21 protein-coding genes are annotated in these 16,406 nt (G+C 68.5%); 3 read left to right on the top strand and 18 right to left on the bottom strand.

The genetic code is table 11. The features are described from left to right. Positions 1–58: 58 nt before the first annotated feature. Both AT701_RS04935 and AT701_RS04930 read right to left on the bottom strand, forming a co-directional pair. Complete coding sequence (locus tag AT701_RS04935; RefSeq protein WP_413232148.1) at positions 59–1,096, bottom strand: aminotransferase class V-fold PLP-dependent enzyme; 1,038 nt, start codon at positions 1,094–1,096, stop codon at positions 59–61. Then, entirely contained in the window at positions 1,096–1,368 is a 273-nt protein-coding gene (locus AT701_RS04930; protein ID WP_003892403.1) for a DUF4229 domain-containing protein, read from the bottom strand. The genes AT701_RS04935 and AT701_RS04930 overlap by 1 nt, the downstream gene beginning before the upstream one ends. Before the next feature lie 76 nt (positions 1,369–1,444). On the opposite strand from AT701_RS04930, the gene AT701_RS35580 reads away from it, so the two are divergent. After that, positions 1,445–1,609: a hypothetical protein gene (locus AT701_RS35580; RefSeq protein WP_011727327.1), complete on the top strand. Its 165-nt coding sequence runs from the start codon at positions 1,445–1,447 to the stop codon at positions 1,607–1,609. A gap of 17 nt (positions 1,610–1,626) precedes the next feature. On the opposite strand, the gene AT701_RS04920 is transcribed toward AT701_RS35580, so the two are convergent. The 8 genes from AT701_RS04920 to AT701_RS04885 form a co-directional block, all read right to left on the bottom strand. Further along, complete coding sequence (locus AT701_RS04920) at positions 1,627–2,955, bottom strand: MinD/ParA family ATP-binding protein (protein ID WP_011727326.1); 1,329 nt, start codon at positions 2,953–2,955, stop codon at positions 1,627–1,629. 78 nt (positions 2,956–3,033) lie between these two features. After that, positions 3,034–4,026: a c-type cytochrome biogenesis protein CcsB gene (ccsB, locus tag AT701_RS04915; RefSeq protein WP_003892400.1), complete on the bottom strand. Its 993-nt coding sequence runs from the start codon at positions 4,024–4,026 to the stop codon at positions 3,034–3,036. Next, positions 4,026–5,675, bottom strand: a complete 1,650-nt coding sequence (gene resB / locus AT701_RS04910) for a cytochrome c biogenesis protein ResB (protein WP_011727324.1) — start codon at positions 5,673–5,675, stop codon at positions 4,026–4,028. Before resB ends, ccsB begins: the two co-directional genes overlap by 1 nt. Continuing rightward, a complete protein-coding gene (locus AT701_RS04905; RefSeq protein ID WP_003892398.1) occupies positions 5,675–6,460 on the bottom strand; it encodes a cytochrome c biogenesis CcdA family protein in 786 nt (261 codons plus the stop codon). The genes resB and AT701_RS04905 overlap by 1 nt, the downstream gene beginning before the upstream one ends. Then, a complete protein-coding gene (locus AT701_RS04900; RefSeq protein ID WP_011727323.1) occupies positions 6,457–7,110 on the bottom strand; it encodes a TlpA family protein disulfide reductase in 654 nt (217 codons plus the stop codon). The genes AT701_RS04905 and AT701_RS04900 overlap by 4 nt, the downstream gene beginning before the upstream one ends. Next, positions 7,110–7,697, bottom strand: coding sequence for a histidine phosphatase family protein (locus AT701_RS04895; protein ID WP_036462582.1), 588 nt, complete (start codon positions 7,695–7,697; stop codon positions 7,110–7,112). The genes AT701_RS04900 and AT701_RS04895 overlap by 1 nt, the downstream gene beginning before the upstream one ends. A 71-nt stretch (positions 7,698–7,768) precedes the next feature. Beyond that, the gene (hemL, locus tag AT701_RS04890; protein WP_003892395.1) at positions 7,769–9,118 is read right to left on the bottom strand and encodes a glutamate-1-semialdehyde 2,1-aminomutase; all 1,350 of its coding nucleotides are present in this window, start codon (positions 9,116–9,118) and stop codon (positions 7,769–7,771) included. A gap of 35 nt (positions 9,119–9,153) precedes the next feature. After that, positions 9,154–10,482 (bottom strand): cytochrome P450, encoded by a 1,329-nt coding sequence (locus AT701_RS04885; protein WP_223496091.1) that lies wholly within the window; start codon positions 10,480–10,482, stop codon positions 9,154–9,156. A gap of 211 nt (positions 10,483–10,693) precedes the next feature. Between AT701_RS04885 and AT701_RS04880 the strand changes: the two genes are divergently transcribed. Together AT701_RS04880 and AT701_RS04875 are read left to right on the top strand one after the other, a co-directional pair. After that, positions 10,694–11,074, top strand: coding sequence for a nitroreductase family deazaflavin-dependent oxidoreductase (locus tag AT701_RS04880; protein WP_011727319.1), 381 nt, complete (start codon positions 10,694–10,696; stop codon positions 11,072–11,074). A gap of 22 nt (positions 11,075–11,096) precedes the next feature. Further along, entirely contained in the window at positions 11,097–11,480 is a 384-nt protein-coding gene (locus tag AT701_RS04875; RefSeq protein WP_011727318.1) for a nitroreductase family deazaflavin-dependent oxidoreductase, read from the top strand. A 140-nt stretch (positions 11,481–11,620) separates the two neighbouring features. On the opposite strand, the gene mspA is transcribed toward AT701_RS04875, so the two are convergent. The 8 genes from mspA to AT701_RS04835 form a co-directional block, all read right to left on the bottom strand. Continuing rightward, complete coding sequence (mspA, locus tag AT701_RS04870; RefSeq protein ID WP_058125292.1) at positions 11,621–12,256, bottom strand: porin MspA; 636 nt, start codon at positions 12,254–12,256, stop codon at positions 11,621–11,623. 625 nt (positions 12,257–12,881) lie between these two features. Next, entirely contained in the window at positions 12,882–13,364 is a 483-nt protein-coding gene (locus AT701_RS04865) for a pyridoxamine 5'-phosphate oxidase family protein (protein ID WP_003892388.1), read from the bottom strand. Positions 13,365–13,400: 36 nt separating this feature from the next. Continuing rightward, positions 13,401–13,613, bottom strand: coding sequence for a hypothetical protein (locus AT701_RS04860; RefSeq protein ID WP_223495338.1), 213 nt, complete (start codon positions 13,611–13,613; stop codon positions 13,401–13,403). Between the two features lie 104 nt (positions 13,614–13,717). Next, positions 13,718–14,311 carry a TetR/AcrR family transcriptional regulator gene (locus tag AT701_RS04855; RefSeq protein ID WP_003892386.1) on the bottom strand — a complete coding sequence of 198 codons (594 nt, stop codon included), beginning with the start codon at positions 14,309–14,311 and terminating at the stop codon, positions 13,718–13,720. After that, positions 14,298–15,167, bottom strand: a complete 870-nt coding sequence (locus tag AT701_RS04850) for an oxygenase MpaB family protein (RefSeq protein WP_029104361.1) — start codon at positions 15,165–15,167, stop codon at positions 14,298–14,300. The genes AT701_RS04855 and AT701_RS04850 overlap by 14 nt, the downstream gene beginning before the upstream one ends. A gap of 87 nt (positions 15,168–15,254) precedes the next feature. Then, positions 15,255–15,485: a membrane protein gene (locus AT701_RS04845; RefSeq protein WP_011727316.1), complete on the bottom strand. Its 231-nt coding sequence runs from the start codon at positions 15,483–15,485 to the stop codon at positions 15,255–15,257. Beyond that, a complete protein-coding gene (mce1N, locus tag AT701_RS04840; protein WP_058127534.1) occupies positions 15,482–15,928 on the bottom strand; it encodes a transport-regulating membrane protein Mce1N in 447 nt (148 codons plus the stop codon). The genes AT701_RS04845 and mce1N overlap by 4 nt, the downstream gene beginning before the upstream one ends. Before the next feature lie 82 nt (positions 15,929–16,010). Next, complete coding sequence (locus AT701_RS04835) at positions 16,011–16,406, bottom strand: hypothetical protein (protein WP_003892382.1); 396 nt, start codon at positions 16,404–16,406, stop codon at positions 16,011–16,013.

The raw sequence follows: 16,406 nt of genomic DNA, 5'->3' as shown, positions 1-16,406 counted from the left end.
TACACCCAGCCTTGCTCGCCGGGGCGTGAGTATCGTTGGCGCTGGCGGCCAAATCCGGCTACCGGTTATCCCCCAGGGCATGCAGCAGGCGCTCGAGATCGTCCTCGGTGTTGTACAGGTGGAAGCCCACGCGCACCGCGCCCGCGCGGACCGCGGCGCGAATTCCGGCCTGCCGCAGACGTTCCTCGGCACCGGTGATCGGAATGGACACGATGGCCGAATCCTGCGGCGCCAGTTCGAGTTCGTGGCGCAGGCGGTTCGCCAGGCCCACCGCGTGCGCCTCGACGGCCACCGGATCCAGCGACGCCAGCCACGGCAGGGTGAGCCCGGCGCCGAGGGCCGCGAACCAGGCAGGCGACACGTCGAAGCGGCGCGCCTCGCCGGACAACCGCAACGGCAGGCCGTAGATCGAGTCCCACGGTCGGTCCCCCGCGTACCAGTTCGCCGCGTGCGGCGTCATGCGCGCAGCCACCCTGTCGCTCAACGACATCCACGCGATGCCCCGCGGTGCCAGCAGCCACTTGTACCCCGAGGCCACCGTCACGTCGACCCAGCCCAGGTCGAGACGCTTCCAGCCCGCGGCCTGTGTGACATCGATCACCACGCGAGTCTCGGTGCCCGCCACGGCCTCACGCACGCCCTCGAGGTCCAGCAGAGCACCGTCGGCGGACTGGACGAGGCTGCCCACCACGACGTCGTGCTCGGCGGCCGCGTCGGGCAACCGGTCGGGCGCCACCTCGGTGACGGTGACCCCGCGCCCGGCCTGCGCGGCGAACGGGAACGATGTGCTGGTGAACTCACCCGTCACGACCGCGACACGGCTGCCGTCGGGGACGGACGCAGCGACCAGACCCAACGCGGCCGAGGTGGACCCCGCCAGGACGACCGATTCGGTGGGCACACCGGTCAGGGCCGCATACCCAGCCCTCGCGCGGCGCACCGGTTCGTCGAACGACGCGGCGTCGAGCGTTCCGGACTGCCACTGACGGATGTGGGTGTCCAGGGCGTCGACGAGGAACTGCGGCGGCAGACCGTAGGTCGCGGAGTTCAGGAATCCCTCCGCGCCCACGAATTCAGCGCCGAAAGCCGCCCGCATCACTTGGGGTCGTCGCCACGAAGCCGCGCCTGCAGATCCGCACGGTCCTTGCGCCGGCGCTCGTCGAATTCCGCAATGGAGGCCGTCGCACGCAGACGCAGCGGCTTGAACACCCAGATGCCCAGAGGCAGCGCGATCACGAACGAGAACAGCAAAGCCACCACGATCGGGAAGTCACCGACGACCATCCGGCCCACCACGTAGATCACCGCGGCGAGTACCGCGACGAGAACCAGCCGGGCCGCGACGTATGCGAGCACATCGGCAACCATGCGGGATGCGGGACGACTTGCTGACACGCATCCGAGCCTACCGACGACGCGTATATTCGGAGCAAGGAGGTTTCGAGTGGCGTACCTACTCCTGTTGTGCATTTTGGCCGGCCTGGTCTACGTGGGTTGGCGACTCTCGCGTGCCGCGAGCGAAAAATCGCGCACGCGGGTCATCGGCCCAGACGACGATCCGGATTTCCTCCGGAAACTCGGACACGGAGACAACAACCCCCGGCCCTAGCAGTTATCGGCCGCGTGTCAGACGCGCGGATCGGCGATCCGACGCGACCCTGCCGAATCGGCTCCCCCGAGCGCGCCGGTGCGGTCGGACCCGAAATCACCGGCCACCACGGCCGCCAATTCCAGAAGAGCCTCGCGTGTCTTCGGCTTGAGCCGGTCGAGGCTGATCTCGGCACCCTCTTCCAGATGCGGATCGAACGGCACGAGCCGCACCGCACGGCACCGCCGCGAAAAGTGATCGACGACCTTCGACAGGTCCACCTTGCCTGCCCGCGGGCGCACCGCGTTGAGCACCGCGACCGAATTGCGCACCAGGTCCTGATGGCCGTGCGCGTCGAGCCAGTCCAGGGTGGCCGCGGCGCTGCGCGCACCGTCCACCGAGCCCGAGCTGACCACGATGAGGACGTCGGCCTTGGACAGCACCGCCGACATCGCCGAGTGGATCAGCCCGGTGCCGCAGTCGGTGAGTACGAGACTGTAGAACCGCTCCAGCACCTCGAGCGTCCGCAGGTAATCCTCGGAGCTGAACGCCTCGGACACGGCCGGATCGCTTTCCGACGCCAGCACTTCCAGCCGGCTCGGGCCCTGCGAGGTGTACGCGCGCACGTCGCTGTAGCGTTCAATGCCCTCGGCGTCGCGGAGCAGGTGGCGCACGGTCGCGGCGGTTTCCAGCGGCACCTTCTGGCTCAGCGTGCCGCGGTCGGGGTTGGCGTCGACCGCGATGACGCGGTCCCCGCGGATCGAGGCGAACGTCGACCCCAGCGTCGCGGTGATCGTGGTCTTGCCGACACCGCCCTTGAGCGAGAGCACCGCGATGCGGTAGCAGCCCTGCAGCGGGTGGCTCACCTGGGAGACCAGGCTCTGGCGGTGCGTGACCTTGGGGCTCTCACCGACGTTGACCTGTTTGAACGACGCGAGATACAACCAGCGGCGCCAGCCCGCCGTCGGCGGGGACTTGCGCCGGCCGAGCAGCGCCGTGGTGGTCAGGTCCTCATACGGTGTGGCGAAGTCCGCGGGCGGCTGTTCGGCCGCCGCGGCCGGCGGCGTGAGCGGCGCCGGTGGCAGCGGCGGCAGCCCGGACGCCATCGGCTGGTGTGAGTTCTGGGGCGGTGTCTGCGCCGTCTGGGGCGCAGACACGGGGATGCCGTGCGGAGGCGTCGGCGCCGTCCACTCCGCGGGCAGCGGTGTGCTGACACCGGCCTGCGCGGGATCGCTGAAGCGCTGCTGTCCGCGGAAACCCGGGACGGGCGCGAAAACCGATGGCGCCTCGGGTGTCTCGGCCGCCGGATGCTCCGGCGCAGGCACGTCCACCGAGTCGGGTACCGGGTGTTCGGATGATGCGGACACGAAATCCCCTCTTCTCGGACAACTCCCGGGCCCGACGATAGCGCGCGTGCGCGCCGCAGGGCGCGCTCACGTGGCCGGTCAGCCGACTCCCGCGTACGAATGCAGGCCGACGGTGACCAGGTTGATGAAGAACAGGTTGAAGACCATCGCGACGAAACCGACGACGTTGATCCAGGCGGCCTTGCGGTCACGCCACCCCGCGGTCGAGCGGGCGTGCAGGTACGCCGCGTACACGACCCACGCGATGAACGACACGGTCTCCTTGGGGTCCCAGCCCCAGTAGCGGCCCCAGGCCTCCTCGGCCCAGATCGCGCCGAAGATGACGCCGAAGCCGAACACCGGGAACGCGAAGATCGTGGTGCGGTAGGCGATCCGGTCCAGCGTCTGCGCGTCGGGCACGCGGTCGATGATCCGCGCCCACACGCTGTCACGCCCCTCCTGCGGTTGGCCCAGCGGCGACATCTTCAGCAGGAACAGGATGCTCGCGACGCCCGCCACCAGGAACACACCCGAGCCCAGGCTCACCACCGACACGTGGATGGGCAGCCAGTACGACTGCAGCGCGGGCATCACCGGGGCGGCGTTGGTGTAGAGCCAGCGGCCCGAGACGGTCAACAGGATCAGCACCGGCACGAGCACGAACACCCACAGCGTGCGGTACTGCGGCCTGCGCAGCACGACCGCGGCGGCCACCAGCCCGCAGAAGCACGTCAGGTTGATGAACTCGTACATGTTGCCCCACGGCACGCGCGAGGTGGACACGCCGCGCAGCACGATGCACACCAGCAGCAGACCGATACCGACGTAGGTCAGTGCCAGACCGGTCTTGCCGACCCGCTCGTCGAACGGCCGCTTGGGGCTCTCCACGACGACGCCGGGGGTCGCGCTGTCGGCGCCGACCACCGAGGGCCCGCCCGCCCCGACCAGCTCACGGGACTCGACGCGGCGGCTGCGGCTGTACGCCATCTCGACGGCGAGCAGCAGCAGTGCACCCACCAGCACCAGCACCGAGGACGTGAACGCCCAGTCGGAGTACCGGGCCAGCCCGATATCGATGTGCTCGGTATTCATCACGCCTTCTTCTCTTCGGCCGATTCGGTCGCCTCGGTGCGGCCTTCCAACAGCCGCTCGGTCAACCGCTCGAACTCGTCTCCCCACCCGGAGTTATCCGTGCGGGCCAGCCCGCCGAACTCGACGCTCACGGTACCCGCACCTGCGGGTTCGATCCGAACCCAGACCCGGCGCCTGCGCACCACGAGCGACACCAGCAGTCCCGCCATCATCGTCATCGCGAACACCAGCACCCACACCTGGGCGGGATCGTGGGACACCTGCAGGTTGACGAACGGCTTCGCGCCGTCGAACCGCACGACGGTGCCGTCGTCGAGGCGCGTCTCCTGTCCCTCTTCGAGGTTCACGCGCGCGACCTTGGTCAGCCGCTTCTGCCCGATCAGCCGCGGGTCCAGCGAGAACAGCGACTGTGGCCGCCCCGTGTCGAGGCCGGTGTCGCCCCGGTAGATGTCCACGGCGACGGCCGGATCGTTGAGCGCCGGGAAGCTCGAGGACAGCAGCGTGCCGTCGAGCTGTTTGGTGGGCGCGAACAGGCCCTGGATCGCGATCTGGTGCTTGCGGCGTTCGTCGGGATCCGGGTAGGTGCCCGCGGGCGGATCGATGCGCACGACGCCGGAGGACAGGAACGTGATCTGTTCCTCGGGGCGCCACTGGATGGTCTGGCTGCGGGTCTGGCCGTCGGGGAACGTGACGGTGAACGACGGTGCATAGCCGCGGCCCTGCAGGTACACGCGGTCCCCGCCGACGCGCAGCGGATGGTTGACCTCGAGGCGGTACGGCCGCCACGTGTCGGTGCTCAGGTCGTCGCCGGCCTGGTAGTCGATGTCGGCGGCGAATGACAGCGCCTGCCCGGTCGGCAGGTAGTCCGCATCGAAGTTGTTGACGCGGATGCACATCGGGTGCAGCGATGTGCCGTCGACGGTGTTGCCCGCACGGAACGAGTCGAACGCCGCGGGTGAGGCCGTGCAGAAACCGGGACCGCCGTCGGCGATGACGATCACGTTGCCCTCGTAGCCGAACAGCTTGCCCGCGGCGACCGCGACGAGCAGGCCCAGCAGCGAGAAGTGGAAGACGATGTTGCCGAACTCGCGCAGATAGCCCTTCTCCGCGGAGATCTCGGTGACCCCGACGTTCTCGCGGGTGACGGTGCGCCAGCCCCGCAACCGCTGCGTGACGGACTCGGCGAGTTCGGCCGCATCGGCCTGCACCTGCGCCTCGTGGTGCTTGGGCAGACGGCCCAGGTTGCGCGGAGCGGCGACCGGCACGGCGCGCAGGCTGCGGACGTGCTCGATCATCCGCGGGGTCAGGCAGCCCACCAGCGAGATGAACAGCAGTACGTAGATCGCGGTGAACCAGAAGCTGGAGAACACGTCGAACGCCTGCAGACGGTCCAGCCAGGGCCCGAGAGTCGGGTGCGTCGCGAGGTACTCGTCGACCTTGGATTCGTTGAGGCTGCGCTGCGGCAGCAGGGCCCCGGGGATGGCGCCCAGCGCGAGCAGGAACAGCAGCACCAGCGCGGTGCCCATCGACGTCAGCGTGCGCCACGTGTTGCGGATCGGGGCCCAGATCCTTCTGCCGAGCACACGCAAACCTGCCGCATCCGGCGGGTTTTCGGGTAGTTCTGTGTCTGCTCGCGGGGAAGACGTCATCAGATGGGGAGCCTCACATCACTGACGAAGGCGTCGCGCACGTAGGACACGAACTCGTTCCACAGGCCCGTGACGAGGGCCGCGCCGACGAGGATCAGCAGCACGCCGCCGAAGATCTGGATGGTCCTGGTGTGCCTGCGCAGCCAGCCCAAACCCTGCACGGCGCGCGCCGAGCCCAGCGCGAGCAGTACGAACGGGATGCCGAGCCCCAGGCAGTAGGCCAGCACCAGCACGACACCGCGCGCGACCGTGGCGCCGTCGGTGGCCGAGGCGACCGCGATGACGCCGGTGAGCGTCGGCCCCAGGCACGGCGTCCAACCGAGCGCGAACACCGCACCCAGCAGCGGTGCGCCCGCGACCGTCGACAATTGGCGCGGGGTGAACCGCGCCTGCCGCTGCAGCGCCGGGATGAAGCCCACGAACACCAGGCCCATGACGATCGTGACGACACCGCCGATGCGTTGCAGCAGAAGCTGATTGGCGATCAAGGTGGTGGTCATGCCGAGCACCGCGACCGCACCCAGCAGGAACACCACGGTGAACCCGGCGACGAACAGTGCCGCCGCACCCGCGACCCGCAGCCGTGCCGAGCGCAGCGCGACGCGCTCACCGCCGGTGCGCACGGGATCGTCGTCGACACCGACCACCGCGGCCAGATACGACAGGTAGCCGGGCACGAGCGGCACGACGCACGGCGAGGCGAACGACACCAGGCCGGCCAGCACACTCACGCCCAGGGCGAGCAGAACCGGTCCTGCCGCCGCGATCTCGGCGAATCCGGTCACGGCCGCTGCTCTTTCGACACCGCGGGCTCGCCGGGCTCAGCCGGTTCGGCGAGCAGACGTTCGATGAGCGGCTCGAGATCCTCGGCGAGCAGTTCACGCAGGAACACCGCCGCCACGCGGTGCTGACGGTCCAGCACCACCGTGGACGGGATGACCGTGGTGGGGTACTTGCCGCCGAACGCGATCATCGTGCGCATGGGCGGGTCGTAGATCGACGGGAACGTGACGTTGCGGTCCTTCACGAAATCGACTGCGGCGTCGCGGTTGTTGTCGCGCACGTCGATGCCGAGGAACGCCACGCCCTTGTCCTTGGTGGCGTTGTGGACCTCTTGCAGCTGCGTGATCTCCGCGCGGCACGGCCCGCACCACTGACCCCACACGTTGACCACCACGACCTCGCCCGCGAAATCGTCGAGCGAGATGGTCTTCGACGGGTCGGTGAGCAAGGGTCCGGCCAATGTGCCTGGGCGGCCGCGGCTTTGGGGCGGATCATAGAAGATGTCAGTCTTGCCGCCCGGGGCGACGAACTCGAACGTGCCACCCTGGGCCACCGCATCGTCACCCGTCGAGCAACCGGCGAGCGCACCCGTCAGCACTGCGAACAGCGCCGCCAGCGTCACACCCACCACACGGGCGACCCACGACTGCATCAGATTCCCCAGGGCTCCGAATATCCCCAGCGGATCAGCCGGTCGTCGTCGAACGTGAACGACGTGATGGACGCCAGATTGCACAGCCTGCTGTTCGGCAACGGCAGATGCGCGAGCTTGCGGCCCGTCATCGCGCGCCGCAGCGTCTCGACCGGCAACTGGTGGCTCACGCACACCGCCTCGTGCCCCGCGGCCTTGAGCCGGGCGCGGTGCAGCGCGGCCATCATGCGTGCCGCGACCTCGTGGTACGGCTCACCCCACGACGGCTTGCGGGGATCGCGCAGGCGCGGCCAGTTGCGCGGATCGCGCAGCGCGCCGTCACCCGGCGCGACCTTCTGGCCCTCGAAGGTGTTCCACGACTCGATGAGGTCGTCGTCGGTGTCGATCGACAGGCCGTGACTCTCGGCGATGGGCGCCGCGGTCTCCTGTGCGCGCTCCAGCGGTGACGCGACGAGGTAGACGATGTCGCGGCCGGCCAGCCAGTCGGCAGCGGACCGCGCCTGCGCACGGCCACGCTCGGACAGGTGATAGCCGGGCAGCCGCCCGTAGAGCACCTTGGCGGGGTTGTGCACCTCGCCGTGGCGCATCACGTGGACGGTGGTGCGCACGGGGCCCGATCCGGAAGCAGACGCCGGAGCAGACGCCGAGGTCCCGTCGCTCACGCCGTGCCCTCCGGGGTGGCCGCGGCGGCCGCACGCGCGGCGGCCGGCAGCGCCTCGGCGATGCGCGCGAACGCGTCGTCGTCGAGGGCCGCCGAGACGAACCAGGTCTCGAACGCGCTGCACGGCGGGTAGACCCCACGCTCCAGCAGGGCGTGGAAGAACGGCGGGAACCGCCAGGTCTCGGTGGCCTTCGCGGCGGCGAAATCATGCACGGGTGCGTCGGTGAAGAACACGCTGAGCATGTTCCCGGCCCGCTGCACCTGATGCGCTACGCCCGCTTCGGTGAGCGCGCCGGTGAGCAGACCCGCCAACCGGTCGGCGTTCGCGTCGAGCTTGGCGTAGACCGCGTCGTCGGCGTGGCGCAGCGTGGTCAGACCCGCCGCCATCGCGACCGGGTTACCCGACAGCGTGCCCGCCTGATACACCGGGCCCAGCGGGGCCAGACGGCTCATGACCTCTGTGCGGCCGCCGAACGCCGCGGCGGGCAGACCGCCGCTCATGACCTTGCCGAACGTCAGCAGGTCGGCCTCCACGGGATCCAGGCCGTACCAGCCCGAGCGGCTCACACGGAACCCCGTCATCACCTCGTCGAGGATCAGCAGCGCGCCGTGCTCGGCGGTGATGCGCCGCAACGCGGCGTTGAAACCGGGCAGCGGCGGCACGGTGCCCATGTTGCCGGGGCTGGCTTCACTGATCACACAGGCGATTTCGTCACCGAAGTGGGCGAACACGTCCTCGACGGCGGCGACGTTGTTGTACGGGATCACGATCGTGTCGGCGGCCGCGGCGCCGGTGACACCCGGCGAGGACGGCAGACCGAGGGTCGCGACGCCCGATCCGGCGTCGGCGAGCAGCGCGTCGCTGTGGCCGTGGTAGCAGCCCGAGAACTTGACGATCTTGGCGCGGCCGGTGAACCCGCGGGCCAACCGGATCGCGCTCATGGTGGCCTCGGTGCCCGAGTTGACGAACCGCATCATCTCGACGGGCGCGACACGGTCGATGATCTCGGCGGCGAGTTCGGTCTCCGAGGGCGTCGGCGCGCCGAAGCTCAGGCCGTGCTCGGCGACCTTGCGCACGGCCTCGACGACCGCGGGGTGGGCGTGGCCGAGCAGCATCGGACCCCACGAGCACACCAGGTCGATGTAGCGGTTGCCGTCGGCGTCGGTCAGCCAGTAGCCGCCGGCCGACGTGATGAACCTGGGGGTGCCTCCCACCGAGTTGAAGGCGCGGACGGGAGAGTTGACGCCGCCGGGGATGACCGCGCAGGCATCGGCGAAAAGTTGGGCCGAGCGCTGGGTCGAGGCGGGGCTGTGCTCCTCGGATCCGCATGTTTGGTCGACACGCATGGCCACCAGTGTCCCAGCCGGTGCAACCGAGTCAACTACAGGGTGTAGTGGTCAGGCCCACGTGGGGCCACATTCGCCCTGATCGGCCCCTTCGCGACTGTGGTGAACGGCACGTCGACGGGGAACTCGGCATCGACCGATCCGACCACCACCGACCGGATGATCGTCGCGAGCGCCAGCGTCGTCTCCAAACGCGCGAAGTGCTCCCCGATGCACGCGCGCGCTCCCCCGGCGAAGGGGATGAAATGCCAGCGGTCGCGCTCGCGGGAGTTCTCGGGGCTGAACCGGTCGGGATCGAACACCTCTGGGTCGGGCCACAGCTGCGGGTCGTGGTGCACGGCGTAGATGCCCAGTGCGACGAGGCTGCCCGCCTCGACGCGGTGGCCTGCGACCGCGATGTCGCGCAGTGCCAGGCGCCCCACCCCCGCGGCAGGCGGGCACATCCGCAGTGACTCGTGCAGCACCTGCACGGTGTAGCCGAGCTGCGGGACGTCGGCCGGGGTGAGCTCGCGGTCACCGAGCGCGCGGGCCTCGGCGGCCACCCGGTCCTGGATCTCGGGGTGGTGTCCCAGCGCCCACAGCGCATAGGTGAGCGCCGTGGCAGTGGTGTCATGACCGGCCAGCATGAAGATCAACAGGTCGTTGCAGATGTCCTCGTCGGACAGGCGCTCGCCGGTCTCCGGGTCCTCGGCCGCCATGAGCGCGCGCACCAGCGGCGCGTCGCGGTCGGCGTCGTCGCGGCAGGCCTGCAGGATCTCGGCGGTCACGGCACGCATCGCGGCCACCGCGGCGCGGGCGCGTCGCCGCGCGGGCGTGGGCAGCCACCGCGGGGCGCGCAGCGGGCGCAGCGCCCGGTCCGTCGCGTACGACGACGCGACGTGCATGTGTTCGACGATGACGTCAGCTCGCTCGTTGAGGTCGATGCCCAGCACCGAGCGCCCCAGCGACTGCATGGTCACGCGGCGGCACACGGCGTCGAGGTCGACCTCCAGAGAATCGGCCTGCGCCCACTGGTCGGCCCACTCGTCCACGAGGGTCTGCGCGGCGCGCGACATGTGCCCGCCGAACGCGCGCACGCTGTGCTTGGTGAACACCGGCTGCAGCGCGCGTTTGCGCGGGCGCCACTGTTCGTTGGGCAGCACGAACAGGCTGTCCCCGGCGGCATGCCGCACCTCGTCGTGCACGATGCACCGCTCGGCGAATGCGTCGTTGCGCCCCAGCACGTCGCGGATCCCCTCGGGCGAGAACACCGCGACCAGAGGCGGCACCAGCCATCGCGGCCCAAACTGCACGCGGGTCACCGCTCCACCCGCGGCGCGGATCACCTGCTGGCCCATGTCCAGGGCCCGCACCGCGCGTGCCATCTGACGCAGCGACAGCGGGTTGCGGGGCGCCAGTGGCAAGGCGCCGGTGTCCGGCTTGGCATTCGCACCTGACGCATCCGCCGACCTGCCCGGCGGTGCCGTCACCGCGGGAACATCCGAGACCATGCGTTCAGTTTCGACAAAAACCGCGCCGCGCAAACGGAATTCGAAAATCTGGTCCGCACGGACGGCGTATGCGCATGATGGCCCCATGCAACTTCCGCAATGGCTGGCCCGGTTCAACCGTCATGTCACCAACCCCATCCAGCGGATCTGGGCGGGATGGGCACCGACGTTCGGCATCCTCGAACACGTCGGGCGCAAGTCCGGAAAGCACTACCGCACCCCGCTGTCGGTGTTCGGCACCGACGAGGGTGTCGCGATCCTGCTGACCTACGGCCCCGACCGTGACTGGCTCAAGAACCTCACGGCCGCGGGCACCGCAGACATGCGCAGGCATGGCAAGACGATCCGCGTCACCGATCCGCGGGTGGTCCCGCGCGACGAGGCCGTCGCGCGGGTGCGTGGCCCCATCCGGAAGGTGCTCGCGCGGTTGCCGTTCGAGCAGGCCGTCCTGCTTCGTCGGGTCTAGTCGGATCGGAAGGTCACATCTGATGCTGTTGGCCGACGAGCGCGCCCGGTTCAACCGGCGTGTCATCAATCGGATAGTGCGTCCTCTGTCGGGACGGGTGGCGATGTGGTCACTGATCGAGCACCTCGGGCGTCGCAGCGGAACCGTCTACCGCACCCCGGTGACCATGTTCCGTGTCGCCGACGGTGTCGCGATCCTGCTGCCGTACGGCGAGGACCGGGACTGGGTGCGCAACCTGTTCGCGGCCCGCGGCGGCCGCGCGGTGATGAACGGTGAGACGTTCGAGGTGACCGATCCGCGCATCGTGCCGACCGCTGAGGTGGTGCCCAGGCTGGGGCGTCCCTGGCGCGCGGTGGTGGGCAGGCTGCGTACGCCGTCAGCGCTGGTGTTGCGGCGGACGGACTGAGAACTGCTCAGAACACAAGATCGGCGCGTCCGCTCCGGCTAGGAAGAGTGTCAGTTCACGTGTCAACGATGAGCTGACGACACCGGGAGCGGGACGCGCCGATCTCAAGCGGTCTCAGCGACCGAACGGCGGTCCAGGAATCAGTTCATGTTCCAGGGTTCGCCGTAGGTGGTGACCGAGTCACCGGTCGAGGCGATCAGGCGGGCGAACGGACGCAGCAGCACACCGCCGGCCGCACCGGTCACGGTGCCGTGGGCGTTCGACACGGCCACGCCACCCTCGGCGCCGGAGACGTCGACCGAGAACGTTGCGACTTCCTGGATGCCGGGGCCGTTGCCCAGATCTGCCGAGATCGACACACCGGGGAACAGGTTCGGGGTGATGACCGAGTTCAGGCCGAACGGCGGAGCGGTGATGTCACCGCCGTCGATCAGGATGTTCGGGGTGGTGTAGCTGAAGTTGATGCCCACACCCAGCGACCACGGGAAGCCGATCTGGTAGCCGAGTTCCAGCGTGCCCTCGAACTCGTCGGCACCGGGGCCGGCCACGATGTACTTGGCGCGACCGGAGTGGAACCACTCACGGGTAAGACGGTTGCGGTCCAGGGGGAACACACCATTGAGGAAGGTGTCCCACTGCTGCACGGTGAGGGTGCGGTCCTGGCCATCAACGAGGCTCAGCTCGTTGTCCAGGCCTGCGTGAGAGGTGCCTGTGCTCGTGAAAAGCGCCGCGATGGCTGCAACCATCGCGATCAGCACCCGACTGATTGCCTTCATGTTCTCCCTAGCTGTATCGCCGGCGGCCCCTCAGGCCCACCTGTTTTGTTGTCTGCAACCGGCTCAACACCTGTTCAGAGACTTCGGAGATCTAAGAGGATCACATCTGTCTCTAATGCCTCGCTCACAGTTGGCAGCAGAAACATAAACGCCAGGGCGCGCGGCAGCAACGGATACGTCCCACAACCGCCCTCCGCGCAACAGCCGCGAGTAAGTTTGCTGGCCGACTTTCTGGCAGACCCTGACAGTTTGCGGTGGCCGACATCCGGCACCGGCAGGCGTGCGCTGCACGTCACCTTGGCCCAAGCTGTGAGGGTGCTGCGGCAACCGTCGGTTACCTCCGCTTTTACCCGTGAAGTGCAATTCAGGTCACATATTCACCGTGAGGCAAAACCTTTTCCGGCACGGACCGGCGGTACCAGTGTTTACGCGGGTTTAACCAGGCGCCAATCTGCCGGATGATCTTCGCCGCCGTATCGACGGCCCGACTCCGTTAACTGCAGCGGGTGCGGAAACCGCAACTTGCGTGGGCAACTATTCCGGGTCGTGATGAATGTCACGTCCTCATGATTTTCACACATGCGACGACGCGGATGTGCTAGGGATGCATTCATCCACCGGTCTCTCACGACTGCCACAGCAAGGGCTCGCCCTCGCCGGCCGTCATCACAGTCCCTGGCATCACGCGCAGGCGATACGGTGCAAGACGCAGTGCAGCGAACTCCGGCGACGTCGGGCCGCCACGCCACTGCGGGATGATGTTCGGGTCGTAACCGACGGGCGCGGGGCCGTTGGCGAATTTGTCCCAGACCAGTCGGCAGGTCTCGTCGTCGGTGTACCACTCGACCAGACACTCGGCCGAGCACGTGTCGTGGTTGGGCGCCCAGTAGTTCAGCGACATGTAGGGGTGTTCGGCCAGGTGCGCCCGCTTGACCGGTGAGGGCACCGTGGCGATCCACCCGAACAGATCTGGACCGTCGAACTCCCAGATCGGATGGAGAACACGGCTTCTGGGGCGACCGTCGGCGTCGACCGTGGCGGCCGAGGCCCACACGATCGAGTGGGCCATCTCGACGAAGGCGGGGGCGATCTGTTCGAAGGGGGTCACGGGAGCCACAGTAGGTCACGCGCCCCTCACATCGGCCTACTCGGCTTTCTCGCCCTGCTCGCCGAAGATCGGCTCGCCGTCGTCGTCCACCCAGTCGGTCACGGCAGTTCCGGCCACGGTTCCGCCGCTTCCGGGCAGGACCGTGGTGGGACGATCTTCGTCGTATGCCCGCATCACGCGCTTGGCTTCTTCACGGTGCGCATCGGTGATCGGGGGCGCTTCGGTGCGCTTGCTGTTGTCGGTGGTCATGGATGTCGGCTGCCCGAACGCGTACAGCACCAAACCGGATGCGCGGGAGTCGGTTCCGTAGGGAACTTCTCTGCGGCCGACGCGCCGAGGTGTGGCGTGGCCGATCAGGCAGGCACCACGCGTAACGACACCGGCAGGCTCGGCAGGAAATGCCGGGTGGCGAACGAGCGGATGTCGTCGGCGGTCTCGAGGGGTTCGACGCTCGGGATCAAGAGCGCCATCAGCGCGTACCGCAGGATGGTGTCGGCCAGGTCGTTGACCGCGGCCTCCCCGATCCGGTCGGCGAAACCCTCAGGGAAGATCACCCGCAGCGCGGCGGCCATGCGTTCGATCGCGGCGCCGTAGTGCCGGTGCGCGAGCTCGAGGACCAGCGCGGGCTCGTCCTTCATCATCTGGTTGAGCACGCGGTGTCGGCGGAACCTCAGGATCGACAGCGTGAACGCCTCGACGTAGATGTTGGACTGCGGCTTGGCGTCCTTGAGTTCGGCCGCGATGTCTGCGAACAGCGAGACGTTTTCGCGTTCGATCACCGCGCCCACCAGGTCGTCGCGGTTGGCGAACCGGCGGTAGATCGTGGTGCGGCTGACACCGGCACGCCGCGCGACATCGTCGAGTGCGACGCGACGGAACCCGTAGCGCTCGAACTCGACGAGTGCTGCGTCCAGGATCGCTCGACTGGCCGCGTCAGGCCCGGGCATAGGCCTGCCGGGCGTATTTGCTGTAGCGCACGCTCATCGGCAGATGATCCCACACCCAATTGACCGGGCGGGACCTCCAGAATGCCGCGAACCGCTGATAGCGCTGTTCCTGACGCTCGCTCCATGGCAACCCGAGCAGGTCGCGGGCGCGTGGTGGCAGGCCACCGGTGGTGAGGAACGCCGCGAGCGGGTTGAACACCAGCGCGACGACGCGCCACACCGCCGGGTGCACGGCCTTGGGGCAGGGAAAACCCTTGGTGACGTACCCGACGCCGTACTTGGCGCTCTTGTGCGGAACGGCCACCTCGTTGAGCATGCGGTCCCAGTACTTCTCGAATTCGGCATAGTCGGCCGGCATGGGCCGGTCGCTGACACCGTAACGCCGGTACCAGGTCTTGGACTCCAGGTAGATCCGTTCCTTCTCCTCGCGCGTGAGTCGCTTGACGAAGGTGTCCGCGAAGTAGATGACCTGTTCGACGAACGTCGCGTGGGCCCAGTAGTACGTGTCCGGATCGAGGGCGTGGTAGCGGCCCGCGGGCTTACCGTCCGGTCCGGGCATATCGCCCTTCACGTGATGATGGAAGTCTCGGACCTGGGTGCCCGCGTTGTCCTCCTCGGTGCCGTACACCGTGCGGAAGATGGGCGGGATGGTGCGCCGCAGGCGTTCGGCGGTGTCGGAGAAGAACGTCGAGTGGTCCAGCACGCCCTGTCCGAGTTCGGCCAGCATGTTCTGAAGCACGGCGGGCCGGGGTCCGATGAGGAACATGCGGTTGTCGCCGAAGTACTTCCACACCAGCGACTGTGGCCCGAGAGGCAGGGCGTCGGTTTCTGCGCGGCTTTCCGCCAACTCCGTCATGGACACAGTGTTACAGATTGCGTACTTTGTACCAAGCGCGTGTGAGGGTGCTCACGTCGAACATCTCGGCCTTGTGACGATCGGCGATCAGCGGCGCAGCGCGTTGGCGACGCCGAGCACGGCGAGCACGCCCGCGACCGTCGCGAGCAGCAGCGCCAAGGTGAGCATCGGCGCCGAGTACGTCACCGAATACGTGACCGGCTCCCCCGGCAGCACCGGCGCGACCTCGACGGTCGCTCTCGACGCGACCCAACTCACCACACAGCCGACCGCGGCCACCACCGCGATCACGATCTGCAACACCGCGCGAACCTTCACGGCGTGCGCTCTTCCACCAGCTGCTGCAGCGCGGCCCGAAGCGTGCGATGCCGTCGTGCCCATGCCTGCGCCACCCGTTTACCCGTCAGCTTGAGCCCGATACCGGTCCGGCCGCGCGGGACGCCGGTGAGCTCGCCGAGTGCACGCGCCGACTGCCACTTGGGCACCTCGGAACCACTCGCCTCGGGGTAGATGTCCACGATCTCGTCGATGGAGATGATCTCGGTCCCCTGCCGCAGCGTCTCGCGAGTGAGTTCGACCGAGGTGTGGATGCGAGCCGCCTTGATCTGGATCGCGATGAATCCGGACACCAGGACCAAAAAGATCAGCGGGATCCACAGGTCATAGCCGTAACCGCCGGTGCGCTGCAGGATCGCCATGCCGACACCCGCGATCGGGCCGGACAACAACCACGCCCAACTCGCGCCCTGCTCGTAGAACAGGACCTCCCCGGCCGGGGCGGCGCCGGACGCGTCCGGGACCCCGGACCTCCCTGCCGCTTCGGGAGGTTCGTGGCCTGCGGGTTCAGTCACGGTCTCTCCTCGGCAGGGCGTTCAGGATCGTCCCGACGATCAGCAGCACGATGCCGATCAAGGTCAGGATGTGCACCACACCGAGTCGTGCGGTGAGCGCCACGATCACCACGATCGCCACCGAGAGCGCCATCGCCGCGCGACGGAACCGGGGATCACCGTTTCGGCTGCGGCCGGCCAGGAACGCCATGCCCGCCCCGGCGACGGCGATGAGCACGCCCACGCCACGGAACAGTCCGGTGTCCAGGCCGGGCAGCGACACCGAGGCCGCGATCATGCCACCCACCATCAGCAGTACCGCGGCGACCAACCAGAAGACGAATCCGACGGTCTCGACGAGGGACTTCGCGCGGGCCGGTTCCGACGGCGGCGACTGTGAGGGGCACAT

This window comes from Mycolicibacterium smegmatis (assembly GCF_001457595.1).
GTDB classification, from domain to species: domain Bacteria; phylum Actinomycetota; class Actinomycetes; order Mycobacteriales; family Mycobacteriaceae; genus Mycobacterium; species Mycobacterium smegmatis.
This window is presented reverse-complemented; position numbering and strand designations above follow the sequence as displayed.